Raw genomic sequence first — 15,504 nt, 5'->3', positions numbered from 1 at the left:
CGGCCTCATTTCTCGCTGCCGTCCAGATCAGATGCATCGCTCTCTGGGCTAAAATCTTGTGACGACACTATCTAAAAAGACGCACGCTTTTTATCGCAAACGGTTGGCAATTGCCACATCAACCGTTAACCTGATAGCGGACCTCCCTTCTGTCACCATAATGGAACCTCGTCATGTTTGAGAATATTACCGCTGCCCCTGCTGACCCTATTCTGGGTTTGGCCGATCTGTTTCGCGCCGATGAACGTCCTGGCAAAATCAACCTTGGTATTGGCGTCTATAAAGACGAAACCGGGAAAACACCGGTACTGACCAGCGTTAAAAAAGCGGAGCAGTATCTGCTGGAAAACGAGAACACAAAAAATTACCTCGGCATCGACGGTATTCCTGAGTTTGGTCGTTGCACCCAGGAACTGCTGTTCGGTAAAGGCAGCGCGATTATTAATGACAAACGTGCGCGCACTGCGCAGACCCCGGGCGGTACGGGTGGCCTGCGTGTGGCAGCTGATTTTCTGGCGAAAAATACCTCAGCAAAACGTATTTGGGTAAGTAATCCAAGCTGGCCAAACCATAAAGGCGTGTTTAACTCCGCCGGCCTCGAAGTATGCGATTACACCTACTATGACGCGCAAAACCATGCGCTTGATTTCGACGGTATGGCTGCCAGCCTGGACGCCGCACAAGCGGGTGACATTGTTCTGTTCCACGGCTGCTGCCATAACCCAACCGGTATCGATCCAACGCTCGAGCAGTGGGAAACGCTGGCGAAATTATCCATTGAGAAAGGCTGGCTGCCGCTGTTTGATTTCGCCTATCAGGGTTTTGCCCGCGGTCTGGAAGAAGATGCAAAAGGTCTGCGCGCGTTTGCCGCACTGCATAAAGAATTGATCATCGCCAGCTCCTTCTCGAAAAACTTCGGTCTGTACAATGAACGTGTCGGTGCCTGTACGCTGATAGCTGCAGACCAGGAGACGGTTGACCGTGCATTCAGCCAGATGAAATCGACCATTCGTGCTAACTACTCTAACCCGCCGGCTCATGGTGCATCCGTGGTAGCAACGATTCTGAGTAACGATGCGCTGCGCGCCATCTGGGAACAAGAGCTGACCGACATGCGTCAGCGCATTCAGCGTATGCGTTTGCTGTTTGTGAATACGCTGCAGGAAAAAGGGGCAAATCGCGATTTCAGCTTTATTACTCGCCAGAACGGGATGTTCTCATTCAGCGGCCTGACCAAAGAGCAGGTGCTGCGTCTGCGCGAAGAGTTCGCTATCTATGCGGTTGCATCAGGGCGTATTAACGTTGCGGGCATGACACCGGATAACATGTCGCCGCTGTGTGAAGCCATCGTCGCAGTGCTTTAAACGACAGTCGAAATAAAAAAGGTCGCATTTGCGACCTTTTTTTTACCAGACTGGCAGTTCATCCTGCAGGAAAGGGTTATGCAACCGCTCATTGCCCAGCGTGGACATCGGGCCGTGACCAGGAATAAAGGTCACATCATCCCCCAGCGGCAAAAGTTTATTTTTGATAGCTTCAATCAGCTGCCCGTGATTGCCTTTCGGGAAATCACTGCGCCCCACGCCACCTTTAAAGATAACGTCGCCGGACACCAGCAGACGGGATTGCGCATCAAAGAAAACCACATGCCCTGGGGTATGTCCCGGACAATGCAACACATCCAGTCTCACATTACCCACGCTGACCGTATCGCCCTCGTTTAACCAACGATCCGGTACCAGCGGCTGGCAGTCATCCAGACCAAACATACGACTCTGGGCGGGTAGCCCTTGCAGCCAGAACTCATCTTCTTTTTCCGGGCCAATCACTGGCACGCCATAGTGCTGCGCCAGCTTGGCTGCTGCGCCAACATGATCAAGATGACCATGCGTAAGCAGTATTTGCGTTAACGTCACGCCGGAGGCTTCAACTTCCTGTTTGATGCGATCAGCATCGCCACCGGGATCCACTATTGCTGCCAGCCGGGTTTGCTCACACCAGACTAACGAGCAGTTCTGGGAGAAGGCGGTAACCGGAATAATACGATAGTTCATACTGCTCCTGTCTGTTTTAACTGAGTTTTACCAGTGCCGTAGCGGCCCGGTATCAATATGCACAAAGTTGCTGCTGGGGTAATATCCTACACCACCTGCGCGCAGAGATAACGCAGCTTTGCGAATATTGCTCAGAGAAATCCCTTCAATGTGAAAATCCATTGCCTGTCCTTTCGTGTGATAGCTTTTTTTCGCTACACCCGAACTGTGGGCCCGGAGTTCGTTATTCGTGTCGACAGAACGGTATCCCGAAACCAGTTGCACCGGTTTGCTCGTTCCTAACAAACCTTGCAGGCGGTAAAGTTGATCAAACAGTTGCGGATCGATGGTTTTAATTTTATTCGCGCGATAGTCACGGAAAAAATGGTTGAGCTTTGCTAATTCATCCTGAATATAGCCCCGGCCATCGAAAAACTGCGCCTTAATTGTTTCTCCAGTATGGAGATTATTCAGCGTTAAAATACGCGGACGTGGGGTGGAAAGGGTTGCAAATGCTTGTTGAGGTAAGATGGCTGCACCAAGGGCAATACCACCGAACGCCAACAATTTGCGGCGATTAGCGTCAAATTTGTCCATGATAATCAGGTCTGCAAAAGAAAAAAGTGAACATAATTTATGCACTTTTATTGCGCACGAAAGGCACCTTACCGGGCAAAAACGTCTGCGTCAAGGTAGCCAAACCCCAGCAAAGACGGGCCTTGCAGCAGTTCTGGCCCGTTTTCGCTAAATATTACGACAACATCATTTTCCGAACTGCTTCATTTACCTGATTAATTGTTCAGCTTTTGCCAGAATTTGTGCGCCAGATCGCGCCGTCAGATCATAATTGTAAATATCTGTACGATATTGTGTGCGCCCATCTTCACCAACAAATGCGGTCAAATAATAAAGATTCACCGGAATATTTTGACGGATATTAACGTAACGGGTATCTCCTTGTTTTAAGGCATCGGAAATCCGCGTATCGTTCCATCCCGCATCCTGTAATAACATATTGGCAAGCTCAGAGGCTTTATTCACCCTCACACAGCCTGAGCTCAAGGCTCGCGCGTCTTTCTGGAAAAGATTATGGTTGGGCGTGTCATGCAGATAAATAGCGTCAGAACTCGGCATATTGAACTTATAGCGGCCCAGTGAATTCTGCGCCCCCGGCGCCTGCTGGAAGCGGAACGGCAGATTGGATGGCGTGATGGTCGCCCAGTCCACCATCATCGGGTCAATCGCCTCTTTGCTGTTCCAGCCGCGCATCACGGTATAGCCATGCCGTTCCAGATAGCCTGGGTCGTTCCAGACTTTCGGCAGAATGTCTTTACGTGCCAGCGTTGGTGGGACATTCCACGGCGGGTTAACCACCACGTTGTTTAACGCGCTGCTCATCATTGGCGTTTTGCGATCCGGGCGCCCAACAATCACACGGGAAGCCAGCACCTGACTGCCGTTCAGATAATAAACCAGCGAATATTCCGGGATGTTAACCATAATCCCCGTGGAGAGTTTACCCGGCAGCAAACGCAGACGCTGAATGTTAAGCGCCAGAACGCCTGCCCGTTGAGCGGGTGTTACATTCAGCCAGTCGCGGGTCGACTGCCCTATCACACCGTCCGCATGCAGCCCTTGAGCGGCCTGGAAACGTTTTACCGCAGCAACGAGCTGGCGATCGTAATCACTGCTCACAGACCCCATCGGTTTTGATTTTTTACTCAACTGTCCTGACGTCGGTGCAGCCGTATCTACCGCAATGACGGATGGACTGACAACGGCGTGCGTTGCGTCATCACCCGGCAGCGCAATTTTCGGTGCATCATCCATCATGCCACTGCGCTGCAGGATCTCGCGCAGTGCAGCCACATCTTTACTCTTTTGTCCTGGGCGCAGTGAGACGGTGCTCGTCAGCTGTGGCCATGGCATATTGTCCGCCACCAGAGTGAGTAAGGACTGGTGCATCGCGGCATACTGCGGGTGATGAGGCGCAAGGCTTACGATAAACTGCGCCAGATCGCCTTTATCCAGCGCCGATTGCCACTGGTTGATAACCGACAGAGGCGGTGTTTCCAGGGTGTAAGGTTTGCTGCTGTAGAGCCAGAGGTTGCCTTTCACCGGAATACCCGCCACGAAATGCAGATACCCCATCATGGCATCCGATAACACGAGGTCGCGCATCATTCCGGAGACACTCGGGTCGGTCAGCAGCTCAACCCAGGTCGTGAATTGCGGCTGAAAACCCGCAATGGCCACTTCGGCAAGCTGCTGCTGGAAAGCCTGGACCGCATCGCGATTATCCCAAAGCGGCTTCATATCACGCGCGGCATATAACGCAGAAAGGGAGTCCATGTAGACCGGCGTCCAGTTAGCAGGCAACAGCGCCTGCAACGCGACGCGCGCATTGGCCGGCGCATCCGGTGTCGGATAAGGCCGCAGGCCAGCCATCATGGCAGTGGCAGGTGACTGCTCCAGCGGCTGCGATAACACGGTAGGCTGATCGCCAATCGTCGCGGAACTGTCAACCGGTACAACCTCAGGCTCATCGGCCTGGGCACTAAACAGCGGAGCAAATGCGAATGCCAGACACAAACTTAATGCGGACATCCGACGACCATACGATTTCTTAAGCAACATCCCTTGCCCCTTGTTTCTTCATCACACGCAAAACGCTCTTTCTATCAGTATATGAAGACAAAAAAGCATTTGCCTTAGCAAATGTAAAGAAGTTTAAGGAAGAGTCGTCCCCAACGGTGTGGTTTCAGAAAAGAAAAAGGGCGACATTTCTGTCGCCCTCGTTTTTAGTTGAACCACTATGAGGCGTCTGCCGTACCGGGCAATGTCTCCGGTAGCTGAGCCGCGAAGCCGCGCAGACCAACAACATGGACATGTTCGTGATTCTGGAAGACTTTACGCACCAGTTTATAGGTGGTGCCTTTTTCCGGACTGATATTCTCCGGCGCTGCAATAATCAGTTGCATTTCAAGGCGTTCACAGAGTTCGAACAGTGTCGCAATAGAGCGAGCATCCAGACGCGCCGCTTCGTCGAGGAACAGCAGACGGCACGGCGAAATGTCTTTACCGCGCAGACGTCGCGCCTCGTCTTCCCAGCTCTGAACCACCATCACCAGAATAGACATCCCGGTGCCGATGGCCTCACCGGTCGACAGCGCCCCGGATTCCGCACGCAGCCAGCCATCCGAGCCACGATTGACCTCCACTTCCATCTCCAGATAGTTGCGGTAATCAAGCAGCTCTTCACCAATGGTTTGTGGCGTACGCTGGCCAAGATCGATTTGCGGATTCAGGCGCTGGTACAGTTTCGCCAGCGCTTCTGAGAAGGTCAGGCGGTTGCTGTTAAACAGATCCTGATGCTGCTCATGCTGCTCGGACAGCACCGTCAACAACGTGGCATGGCTTTCCCGCACGTTAACATTCAAACGTACGCTGTGGACCTGACCGAAGGAGACGCTTTGCAGCCCCTGGTTAAGCTGACGAATACGGTTCTGCTCACGCTGGATGGTTTTACGAATGATATTCGCCACACTGCGGGAGCTGATCGCCAGTTTCTGCTCGCGGGAGGTCAGTTCTTCCGTCAGACGACTGAGTTCAATCTCCATCTGCTCAATCGCTTCCACCGGGTCATCCGTGCGAATGATATCCTGACGGATGCGTTCGCGCAGATGCTGGTAAACCGCAACAAAGAACTGAATCTTACGTTCCGGACGTTTCGGATCTTCCGACATTCGCAGCACATCACGCAGATGTTCGTTGTCCGCCACGGCCGGACGCAATGCACCCAATGCCTTATCCGACATGGAACGCAGCTCGTCAGCGGAAAGATAGGCCAGCTCACGACGATGCAAGCGACGTTCAACGCCGTTCTCTTTCACCATCCGCATCACCGCGCACCAGCCCGCTTTCGCAGTAACGACCTGCTCACGCATCTCGTGATAGTCGCGTTCCAGGCGACGTAGCGCGCGGGTCAGGTTATCCATTTCCGCTTCACACAAGGTCAGCGCTTTTTCCAGCTGATTGCGACGAGCACGGTTGCCGGAGAGCTGAGTATGCAGCTCGTCACGACGGATACGCGCGCGCTCCTCTGCGCCGCTGTCGGCGCGAACACCGATCTCCTGCAGCTCTTTTTGCAGATCGTTAAGCAGTTCTTTCTTGGTATCAAACGAGCTTTTCAGCGACGCCAGCACCTGGTTGTACTGGCTAAGCTGGGCCGCATGGCTACGCAGAGCTTCACGCGTACGGCTACGTTCACGTTCTGCCTGCTCAAGCCGTTGACGCAGCTTCTCATTGAGATCGTTATTTCCGCTGAGCATTTCCGCGGAATCGGAGTAGCTAAAGTGCGCCCGACGCTGTACAACTTCGGTCAGTGCAAACGCCTGCTGGCGAGCGTCACGCTGCACTTGCTGCGAGCGCGCATAATCTTCTTTAAGCTGTTCAAACTGTTCCGGGTCACTTTGCAGCACGGAGACAACCGGCTCAAGTTTCGCCAGATGGTTGCCAAACTGCTGAATGAATCGCGCCGCTTCCTGCGCTTCGTCCAGACGCTCCTGAATTTCGTCAACGCGATCGGCCAGCGTCTCATCCGCCAGCAAACTCAGGCGCGGCAACAGGCGGTTAAGCTGGGCAACGCCCTCTTTAGCCTGTTCAAACTGCATGCGGTTTTGCTGGTTATCGTTCTCATGGTTGCTCAGCGCACGTTCCAGTTCGCCGCGACGGCTACTGAGCGTGCGCATTTCAGCTTCCGGGTCAGCGTCAAACGCGACGGCCAGATGACTCCCGATGAAACGGCTAAAGGCCTGATGCAGGCGCTGCGTTTTCTGCACATCAAACGACAATGTCGCAAAACGCTCGGCAAGCTCTTCACGTTCGGCGTGGAGCCCTTCGATACGGCTTTCACGTGCAGCACGGCCAAACAGCGGCACCGACGGGAAACGGGAGTAGCGCCACTGGCGATCGGCAATTTTAACCACCACCGCTTTTTCCAGCTCATCGACGCTAAATACACTGTCATCAAAGGATTGCGGATCCCCTTCAATCAGATAGAGGTCTTCCGGGCAATCGTCCAGCCCTTCGAGCTGCTCTGAAATCCGGGAGAGGTCCGGAACAACGATCGCGTGACGTGATGGACCATACAGCGCGGAGAAGTACGGCGCATCTTCAAGGCTGACATCATCGTAAATTTCTGAGAGCAGTACGCCACCAAAGCGCTCTGCCAGCGCATTCAGGCGACCGTCTTCGGCACCGCCCGGCTGGCTCAGACGTTCAATTTCTTCGTCCACCGCACGCTTACGCGCACCAACTTCATCACGCTCAACGATAGCTTCACGTTCACGTTCCAGCAGTTGCTGCAGGTATTCCGTTACGTCTTGCCCGGATTCAAACTGTTCGCCGCTCTGCTCGCACAATTGGGTGAGACTGCTTTGCGCTGCCAGCCAAATTGGTGCGCGCTGAGTTAACGTCTGAATGCGTGCCTGTAGCTGTTCCAGTTCCTGGCGCAGCGCCAGACGCTGCTCACCTGCCATTGCCACATTCTCGGAAAGCGCGGCAATTTGCGCCTCCAGCTCATGATGAAGAGATTCGAGCTCATCAGCGTCATACTGTTTATTCTGCCGTTTGCAGAATTCCGCCAGCATACGTTCAGCATCCTGCTGTTCGCGCAGACGTTGTTCAAGTTCGTTCAGCCGAGCGCGCAGCGACGGTGCCTGTTCCGCCAGATGACGCTGGTTTACCCCTTCACGTAATAGATCGCGGGCAACATCCCAGGCTTCATTACGGGCCAACGGACCATTGATGGCCACAACCAACTGATAAGCGTGTTCGAACTGGCTGTGCGCGGTTTGCGCCACGCTCATACGCTGATCGAGAGACAGGAGTTTTTCCGTGGCTTCCAGCTCTTTCGCCTGGAAGGTTTCCAGCCACTCGTCAGCCGTTTCCGCCGTCAGGTCAGGGAGCTGGCAAAGCTCTTTCGCCCGCTGCAGTGCCTGCAACGCCTGGGTGTATTGAATGGCGCGGGTTTGCTGCACATCCAGAGCCTGCTGGTAGTCCGCAAGCTGGTTTTTCAGCTCATCCACTTCCAGCTCGGCAGCCTCGGCGCGCGCTTCGTTCTCTTCCTGATGATCGGTGGCTTCAGCCACCACTTCATTTTGTTCTTCGAGGCGGATTTGCAGTTCGTCTAAATCCGACTCATAACGCTCAATTTTTTCCTGCTGACGCAGCGCGGTCTGCACCAGATTCAGGTGATCGCTGGCGGCCTGATAGTCAGCCTCCAGGTCCCCTTCTGAACCGACATGCTCTGCCAGTTCACGCGCCATATCGACATGCTTGTACTGCTCAGCCGCCAGTTTTTGCCGTGAGCTGAACAGCTCGCGACGGAATGTCAGCGCCTGATCCAGATGAATGCGTCGCTCGTTGGCATGGCGCATATAATCCGCCGCCACATAGTTAGTCGCTTCGCTGATCAAATGTTTGAACAGGTCGCGGTCCGACTGGGTCACGCGAATCGCTTCCAGCGTCATACGATTTTCACGCAGCGCCGCTTCCATGTCCTGGAAAGCCTTACGCACACCGCTGTTTTCCGGCAACAGATAGTCGCGCAGAGAACGGGTAATTGCACTGGAGATACCGCCGTACAGCGACGCTTCAATCAGACGATAGAATTTACTACGGTCAGAGGCCGAACGCAGACGACGCGCCACGATGCCCAAATCGAACATCAGGGAGTGGTAATCGGTGATGGAGTTGAACTGCTTAAACTGCACCCCTTCCATCGCGTCCAGCTTATCCTTCACTTCCTGCAGCGGCAGCACACGCGCCTGGCGATCGTTAAGTGTTTCCGTCAGCAGTTGTGTCGGTTGAATCGCAGTAGGCAGACCCTGAATGGCAAACGGTTTAATATCGACTTTACGATCGCGACCAGCGACCTGCTGCAGGCGCACCCCCACCAGCACACGCTGATGGCGAGAGTTAATCACATCGAGAACGGAGTAGCAGACCCCGGCTTTCAGCTTACCGTGCAGACCCTTATCACGTGAGCCGGATGTCGCGCCCGCCTCGGTGGTGTTACGGAAATGCAGCAGCGTTAAGTCCGGAATAAGCGCGGTGACGAACGCCGCCATGGTGGTCGATTTACCGGCACCGTTCCCCCCGGACAGGGTAGTCACCAGTTCGTCCAGGTCAAAGGTACGGGCAAAGAAGCCGTTCCAGTTAATCAGCGTCAGTGAGCGAAATTTACCGCGATCAATCATTATTCTTCCTCTCCACTATCCGGCTGATTGTTTTCATGCTCATCATTGAGCTGCAGGTGATTTTCAACGGGCATGGCTTCACCGTCGCGGATCAAACGCCGCTGCGCTTCGCGAGCATCGTCGCCGGACCGCACGTCCGCACCGAAGCGGAACACCGATTCGGTGATGCGAAATTTGCTGCTGTCATTGCCCATAAACCAAATCATGCCAAGACGACGCAGGCGGTTCAGGGAGGAGCGCACTTTTTCCTGTAATTTTTGGCGATCCAAATCGGAACCGGTTGAACGGTTGTTCACCAGCTTCAACAGCTTGGCTTCATCGGCCAGCGTCAGCAGCTCGTCATACAGTTCTTGCTGGGTGAAGATGCCTTCGTTTGCCAGACGTTCCGGGCTGAGATAGAGGTAACAAAGGATTTTACCGACCATCATATCCAGCTCGGACAACACGGAGCGCGGGATCAGCGTCGTTGAGCGAGGACGCAGGTAGAAAAAACCTTCCGGCGCACGGATCAGCTCAACGTTGTAGCGTCCGTAAAATTCTTCCAGAAACTCCTGGAAATCCATTAAGAAGGCGTGATTATCCAGCTCATCAAGACCGATATGGCGGCCAGAGCGCAGCGCACTGTCGAGCGCCGGAAAGAGTGGGTTAGCCAGCGCCTGGGCCAATTTGACTGGCATCACTTGTTCAATATTTGTCAATGACATGCGCCTGTACCTTGGCTCCGTAATCATTAATCGGCTGCCATTTTGCTGGCAGGCCGGTGAAATCTGCTTGCGCTACGCCGAGGCGTACCGCCTGATCAATGACGATCCGCGCGATATCAAAATGCCGCGCGCGCGGGTAACGTGCCAGATACTCGCGCACAACCAACCCAAGATCCAGTGGCGCTTGTCTGGTTTTGTATATCGCGAGTTGTTCTTCGATCATGGCCGCAAGTTGTTCGCGGATTTCTTTGAATTCTTCATACTCCAGGTCCGGCGGTAACTCACCAGTAACCTCAGCATCGCTCAACGCAATCTCTTCATCGCGCATATCCAACATCCTGTCGGCGTTGGCATAGGTTAATGCCCAGGGCGAATCGAAGTAGGTTTGCACCGACTGGCGTAAACGCTGGGCAAATACGCGGTTTTTATCCATATCGATGGCGGTACGAATAAACTTATGCACGTGGCGGTCATAGCCGATCCACAGGTCGATCGCCTGCTGTCCCCAGCTAACGATGCGGTCCAGTTTGCTTTGCAAATCAAAGACCAGCCTGTCGACAAACTCCAGATCGTTATGCGCCAGCGTCGCATCCTGGATGCGTAACAGGTTCGCCTGCAGCTTATCGCCCGCCGCTTCCAGTGTATCCTGTAATTCACGCAGCGTACCGGAGGTTTCAGAAAGCAACATCTCACAGCTCGAGATGGCCGCGCGCCAGTCTTTATTCAGTAGCTGAGCGATATCGTCTTTAACCAGCTGCTGCTGTTCATCCATCACCCGCTGGGTGAGATCGATGCTATCGAAAATTTCTGCCACCGAGTATTTCAACGGCGCATAGACATTACGATGCCAGTGGAACTCGTCGCCACCTTCATCTGCGGCATCCGCAGCGCGTTTCAGTTCCCCTGCCACGATAGATAACTGCATGGACAGGCGCAGCGTGGAAAACTCACGCTGGCGAATATAGTAATCGGTGATGCCAATCCCGAGCGGCGTCAGACGATAGATAGCATTGCCATCAGCCAGTTCGCTGGTAAAGCGATTTAACAGACGCTGACGCACCATATCGTTAATGGCGTTGTTCGCGCGCTGAGCAATGGTTTCGCCGCTTTGCTCAAATGCTTCGCTGACATGGCGAAATGCATCAACGAGCTCTCCCTCGCTCATTTCGCCATCCAGGCGTTCACCGTTCAGCGTGGCTACCGCCAGCAAAAACGACAGTCTGTCTACCGGAAGCGTGATAGAGAAATCGTTTTTCCTGGCCCAGGCAACCAGTTCGGGAACTGTCTGGGAAAATTCACTCATCGTTCATCCTTTCATCTCTCTGCGGCTTGAGCGCGGTCACGTGAATATAACGCCCCAGGCTGATATACGGCTCCTGACGACAATATTGCGTTTCAAGTTCGAGCAAGGAGTCAAAACAGTCACGTTGCTGATGTTTTTCACGTAAATAGTCGTGAAAAATCCGAACGCCCGTTTTCCCGGTGATCTGCCAACCAATCGTATTCAGCCAGCCATAGACCTCATCCGGATGTCGCGGATAATCCGGAGACAGTGTGCGCTTTTTCTTTTTAGGCATACCTGCCATCACGTAGTCGAAATTCCCTGCCACCATATTGTGCATCAACAGGCCGTTAGCATTGTAGAACATCAAAGACAACGCACCACCCGGCTTTAAAACCGACCACAACGTACGCAGGACCGCCACCGGTTCGGCGACCCATTCGAGCACAGCATGGAACAATATCAGATCGACGGGCGATTCCAAATGCCGCTCGATGTCCTGAGCGGCGCATTGTACAAAATGCATGTTACCGCTCACACCTTTCTCTTCTGCCGCCACCCTGGCGCGCGCAATCATTTCCTGCGAAACATCACACAGCGTCACATGATGACCACGTTCTGCCATGCGAATCGCGGTTTGCCCTTCGCCGCCACCAGCATCCAGAACCCGAAGCGCGCGTTCGCCCATTCCGGCAAGCACAGTATCCAAATCCTGCCAGAGGATCGCCTGGCGCAGCTGGCCTTTGGTCGTGCCATAGATATTGCGGGAGAATTTTTCCGCGATGTCGTCGAAATTACGATCCTGCATGGCCGCTCCACGATCCTGACAAAACCGCTATTTTGTCACAGCCGTGCGGAGAATGAACCCATCTGGTGTAAGATCCACGCAAAACGCCTGCTGTATGGTTAAAAAGGAGACGGACGCGTGCTTTTTACGCTCAAGAAATACATTGGCGGCCTGATGCTGCCTCTGCCTGCGTTGCTGATATTGATTGCAATCGGGCTGTTACTCGTCTGGTTTAGTCGCTGGCAGAAGACAGGTAAAGGCATTATTACCGCAAGCTGGCTGATTCTTCTGCTGCTTAGCCTGCAGCCTGTCGCGGATAAAATGCTCAAACCCATCGAAGACAGCTATCCCACCTGGCGCGGTGGAGAGAAGGTTAACTATATCGTGATTCTGGGCGGCGGCTACACCTGGGATGACGCATGGGCACCCAGCTCAAACCTTATCAATAATAGTCTGCCTCGTCTGAACGAAGGCATTCGCCTGTGGCATCAAAACCCAGGGTCGAAATTGATCTTTACCGGCGCGGCGGCGAAAACGAATCCAGTCAGTACGGCAGAAGCCGGGGCCAGAGTCGCCGAGAGCCTGGGCATACCGCGCAGCGATATCATCACCCTGGATTCGCCGAAAGATACCGAAGAGGAAGCGGCTGCGGTCAAACAGGCGATAGGCGACGCACCGTTTTTACTGGTCACATCCGCATCCCATATGCCCCGGGCTATTATTTTCTTCCGTCATGCCGGCCTGCATCCCCTGCCCGCTCCCGCGAATCAACTGGCTATCGTTTCCCCACTCAATCCGTGGGAACGTGCCATCCCTTCCCCGGTCTGGCTGATGCACAGCGACCGGGTAGGTTATGAAACGCTTGGGCGAGTCTGGCAATGGTTGAAAGGTGATTCAGGTGAGCCAGGGCAGGAGTGATTTCGACGCCAAATCAAAGCTGCTGCGATTGAACCGACCGGTATTCACCAGGTTCGCCACTTCATCCCACAGCAGATAGAGCCAGCGCCGCCACATGAAGGACTCCGCAACGGGCGCGCGCTGCAAATAGTGCCAGAATAATCCTTCGGCCAACGGACTATCCGCCAGGCGGAACAGTTCATACTCCCGCGGCGCCCACAGCATAATGCCCGGCCCGACCATCGCCAGCAGTTGGTCACTTCGGGCATCTTTCAACATGCTACGCAGGTTGAAATTGCCATGCACCAGCACGCAGTTGTCGTTAAAACCGTCAAACAGCGACGGCAGACATTCCCGGGTACGGAACAGGATACGCTTATCCTGCATGGTGAGTCCCGTATTGTGGTACTGATTCAGCGTCGTCCACAGCACTTCTATCCGCTGACGGTACCAGGAGGGCCAGATATTCTCTTGCGTACTGTCCACAGTCCCCACACAGCCGCGGCTGTCCTGCCTGTGCCAGGACAGTAAACCTTCCACAATTTGGTCTTTCAAATGCTCCCAGCGTTCGGGGGTTCGCGCTGGCGCTTCCACCGGTACACCGCGCAGGCGTTCAATGAGCAGGACATCCGGCCCAGGATGTTCTTCATGGGTCATCACGCCATACACGACTGGCATGCGTACCGTGCCACTGCGTGCCAGCATTGAGATTTTCCACGCCAGCTGGCGCGCAAGCCCGGGGGTCGAAAAACTCCTCGCCATTAATGGCATCGGATTCCCCTGGCTGTCATACAGGGACCACAACGCAGTGTCAGGCCTTTCGCTGACACATTCCATGCGGCTCAGCTTTTCACCCAGCAGGTGGCTCAATTCAGCACGCAGTTGTTCCATATCAGATTGCCCTCATGAAGACTACTGCTTTTATAATGAGCGCCTGATGCCGGGATGTCACCCTGATGAGATCAAATCAATACGAGAATTTGCGGGAAAAACGCAAATCCCCTCAGGATGAGGGGATTGAACGGGGAAAATTAACGCATTTCAGCGCGAACACGCTCGAGGTCTTCCGCCGTATCGACGCCCGTACCTGGGACTTCCGTTGCCACGGCAACGTGAATTTTTTCGCCGTACCACAGCACGCGCAGCTGCTCGAGCATTTCGATATTTTCCAGCGGGCTGGCATCCCAGTTAACATAACGGCGAATGAAGCCAGCGCGATAACCATAAATACCGATATGGCGCAAGAATGTATCGCCAATAGTTTCGCGAGAGACGGCAAAGCGATCGCGATCCCACGGGATAGTTGCACGAGAGAAATAGAGTGCATAGCCATGTGCGTCGGTCACCACTTTCACCGCATTCGGGTTAAACGCTTCTTCCGCGCTATGAATCGGCACTGCCAGCGTGGCCATACCAACATCACGTGCGGCCAGGTTTTCAGCCACCTGGCGAATAATGGCCGATGGGATCATCGGTTCATCACCCTGCACATTAACGATCACCGTGTCATCGCTAAGACCGCATTTTTCGATGACTTCAGCCAGGCGTTCAGTCCCGGATTGATGATCGACACGGGTCATACAGACTTCACCACCCGCCGCTTCTACCGCACGCGCAACATCAGCATGGTCGGTCGCAACAATAATACGCGCCGCTCCTGACTCACGCGCACGTTCCAGCACATGCACCACCATCGGTTTACCATTGATATCAACCAGTGGTTTCCCCGGTAAACGAGTGGACGCATAACGCGCTGGAATGATGACAACAAAACTCATGGTCGATTCTCTTCTTCTGTTAATGAGCGGGCTTCGTTTTCCAGCAGTACCGGAATGCCCTCGCGCACGGGATAAGCAAGGCTATCCACTTTGCAGATCAGTTCTTGTTTATCCTGGCTGTAATACAGTTTGCCGTTACAAACGGGACAGGCGATGATTTCCAGTAACCGATGATCCATGTTTCCTCCTGATGGACCTAAAACGTGATCCGTAAATCTTAACATATTCATTTGTCAGGCCGCGTCTATTTCCAGCCCCTGACGATGCTCATCAAAAAGCCCTTGCGGAAGATGTCCGAAGGTAATGCGTTGTGCACCTTGCCAGCGGGCAAAATCACCAATTGCGGTTATGAGCCCATTTTCGAGGGTGCGGCCCGGTTTTACACCGGTTTCCAGATAGAGCGCGATGACTTCCAGCACCGACTCTTTGCGATGCATTTTGGCATCCATTCGCCCGACCAGACGACCACGATGCAACAGCGGCAGTACAAAATATCCGTACTGACGTTTTGGCGCGGGGGTATAGCACTCCAGTCGATAGCTAAAATCAAACAATTGTTCTGCCCGCTTACGATCCCACACCACCGGGTCAAAGGGGGAAAGCACAGCGCTATGGGTGGCGGTGAGTTTTCCGGCAGCAGCCAGTTCAAGCTGCGGCAACATATCCGTATGCAACCAGGCAGGACCTAGATAGTGTCGTCACAAGATTTTAGCCCAGAGAGCGATGCATCTGATCTGGACGGCAGCGAGAAATGAGGCCGT

12 protein-coding genes and 1 pseudogene are annotated in these 15,504 nt (G+C 54.0%); 2 read left to right on the top strand and 11 right to left on the bottom strand.

The genetic code is table 11. The annotated features are described in order from the left end of the window. The first annotated feature begins 173 nt into the window (after positions 1–173). Positions 174–1,364 (top strand): amino acid aminotransferase, encoded by a 1,191-nt coding sequence (locus ACSZPU_RS16265; protein WP_499000795.1) that lies wholly within the window; start codon positions 174–176, stop codon positions 1,362–1,364. 42 nt (positions 1,365–1,406) lie between these two features. Here ACSZPU_RS16265 and ACSZPU_RS16260 read toward each other — a convergent pair whose 3' ends face one another. The 7 genes from ACSZPU_RS16260 to cmoM form a co-directional block, all read right to left on the bottom strand. Further along, on the bottom strand, positions 1,407–2,054 hold the full coding sequence (locus tag ACSZPU_RS16260; protein WP_499000793.1) for an MBL fold metallo-hydrolase: 648 nt from the start codon (positions 2,052–2,054) through the stop codon (positions 1,407–1,409). 27 nt (positions 2,055–2,081) lie between these two features. Next, the gene (gene mepK / locus ACSZPU_RS16255) at positions 2,082–2,630 is read right to left on the bottom strand and encodes a peptidoglycan L,D-endopeptidase MepK (protein ID WP_499000791.1); all 549 of its coding nucleotides are present in this window, start codon (positions 2,628–2,630) and stop codon (positions 2,082–2,084) included. 186 nt (positions 2,631–2,816) lie between these two features. Then, positions 2,817–4,670, bottom strand: a complete 1,854-nt coding sequence (gene ldtD / locus ACSZPU_RS16250; RefSeq protein ID WP_499000789.1) for a L,D-transpeptidase — start codon at positions 4,668–4,670, stop codon at positions 2,817–2,819. Positions 4,671–4,846: 176 nt separating this feature from the next. Continuing rightward, complete coding sequence (gene mukB / locus ACSZPU_RS16245; RefSeq protein ID WP_499000786.1) at positions 4,847–9,295, bottom strand: chromosome partition protein MukB; 4,449 nt, start codon at positions 9,293–9,295, stop codon at positions 4,847–4,849. Further along, positions 9,295–9,999 carry a chromosome partition protein MukE gene (mukE, locus tag ACSZPU_RS16240; RefSeq protein ID WP_499000784.1) on the bottom strand — a complete coding sequence of 235 codons (705 nt, stop codon included), beginning with the start codon at positions 9,997–9,999 and terminating at the stop codon, positions 9,295–9,297. The genes mukB and mukE overlap by 1 nt, the downstream gene beginning before the upstream one ends. Further along, positions 9,980–11,302: a chromosome partition protein MukF gene (gene mukF, locus ACSZPU_RS16235; protein WP_499000781.1), complete on the bottom strand. Its 1,323-nt coding sequence runs from the start codon at positions 11,300–11,302 to the stop codon at positions 9,980–9,982. Before mukF ends, mukE begins: the two co-directional genes overlap by 20 nt. Next, positions 11,295–12,089 carry a tRNA uridine 5-oxyacetic acid(34) methyltransferase CmoM gene (gene cmoM, locus ACSZPU_RS16230; protein WP_499000779.1) on the bottom strand — a complete coding sequence of 265 codons (795 nt, stop codon included), beginning with the start codon at positions 12,087–12,089 and terminating at the stop codon, positions 11,295–11,297. The genes mukF and cmoM overlap by 8 nt, the downstream gene beginning before the upstream one ends. A gap of 117 nt (positions 12,090–12,206) precedes the next feature. On the opposite strand from cmoM, the gene elyC reads away from it, so the two are divergent. After that, complete coding sequence (gene elyC, locus ACSZPU_RS16225) at positions 12,207–12,986, top strand: envelope biogenesis factor ElyC (protein WP_499000776.1); 780 nt, start codon at positions 12,207–12,209, stop codon at positions 12,984–12,986. Here the strand turns inward: elyC and ACSZPU_RS16220 are convergent. The 4 genes and pseudogenes from ACSZPU_RS16220 to ACSZPU_RS16205 all read right to left on the bottom strand — a co-directional run. After that, complete coding sequence (locus ACSZPU_RS16220; protein WP_499000773.1) at positions 12,963–13,856, bottom strand: YcbJ family phosphotransferase; 894 nt, start codon at positions 13,854–13,856, stop codon at positions 12,963–12,965. The genes elyC and ACSZPU_RS16220 overlap by 24 nt on opposite strands. Before the next feature lie 140 nt (positions 13,857–13,996). Next, on the bottom strand, positions 13,997–14,743 hold the full coding sequence (gene kdsB / locus ACSZPU_RS16215; RefSeq protein WP_499000771.1) for a 3-deoxy-manno-octulosonate cytidylyltransferase: 747 nt from the start codon (positions 14,741–14,743) through the stop codon (positions 13,997–13,999). Next, positions 14,740–14,922, bottom strand: coding sequence for a Trm112 family protein (locus ACSZPU_RS16210; RefSeq protein ID WP_499000768.1), 183 nt, complete (start codon positions 14,920–14,922; stop codon positions 14,740–14,742). Before ACSZPU_RS16210 ends, kdsB begins: the two co-directional genes overlap by 4 nt. 54 nt (positions 14,923–14,976) lie before the next feature. After that, a pseudogene (locus ACSZPU_RS16205) lies at positions 14,977–15,432 on the bottom strand (DNA glycosylase AlkZ-like family protein); the annotation flags it as partial. Positions 15,433–15,504: the final 72 nt, after the last annotated feature.

The sequence above is a fragment of the Phytobacter sp. V69 genome, from assembly GCF_965644215.1.
Classification (GTDB): Bacteria; Pseudomonadota; Gammaproteobacteria; order Enterobacterales; family Enterobacteriaceae; genus Phytobacter.
Note: the sequence above shows the minus strand (reverse complement) of the source record. Positions and strands in the feature narration are given on the sequence as shown.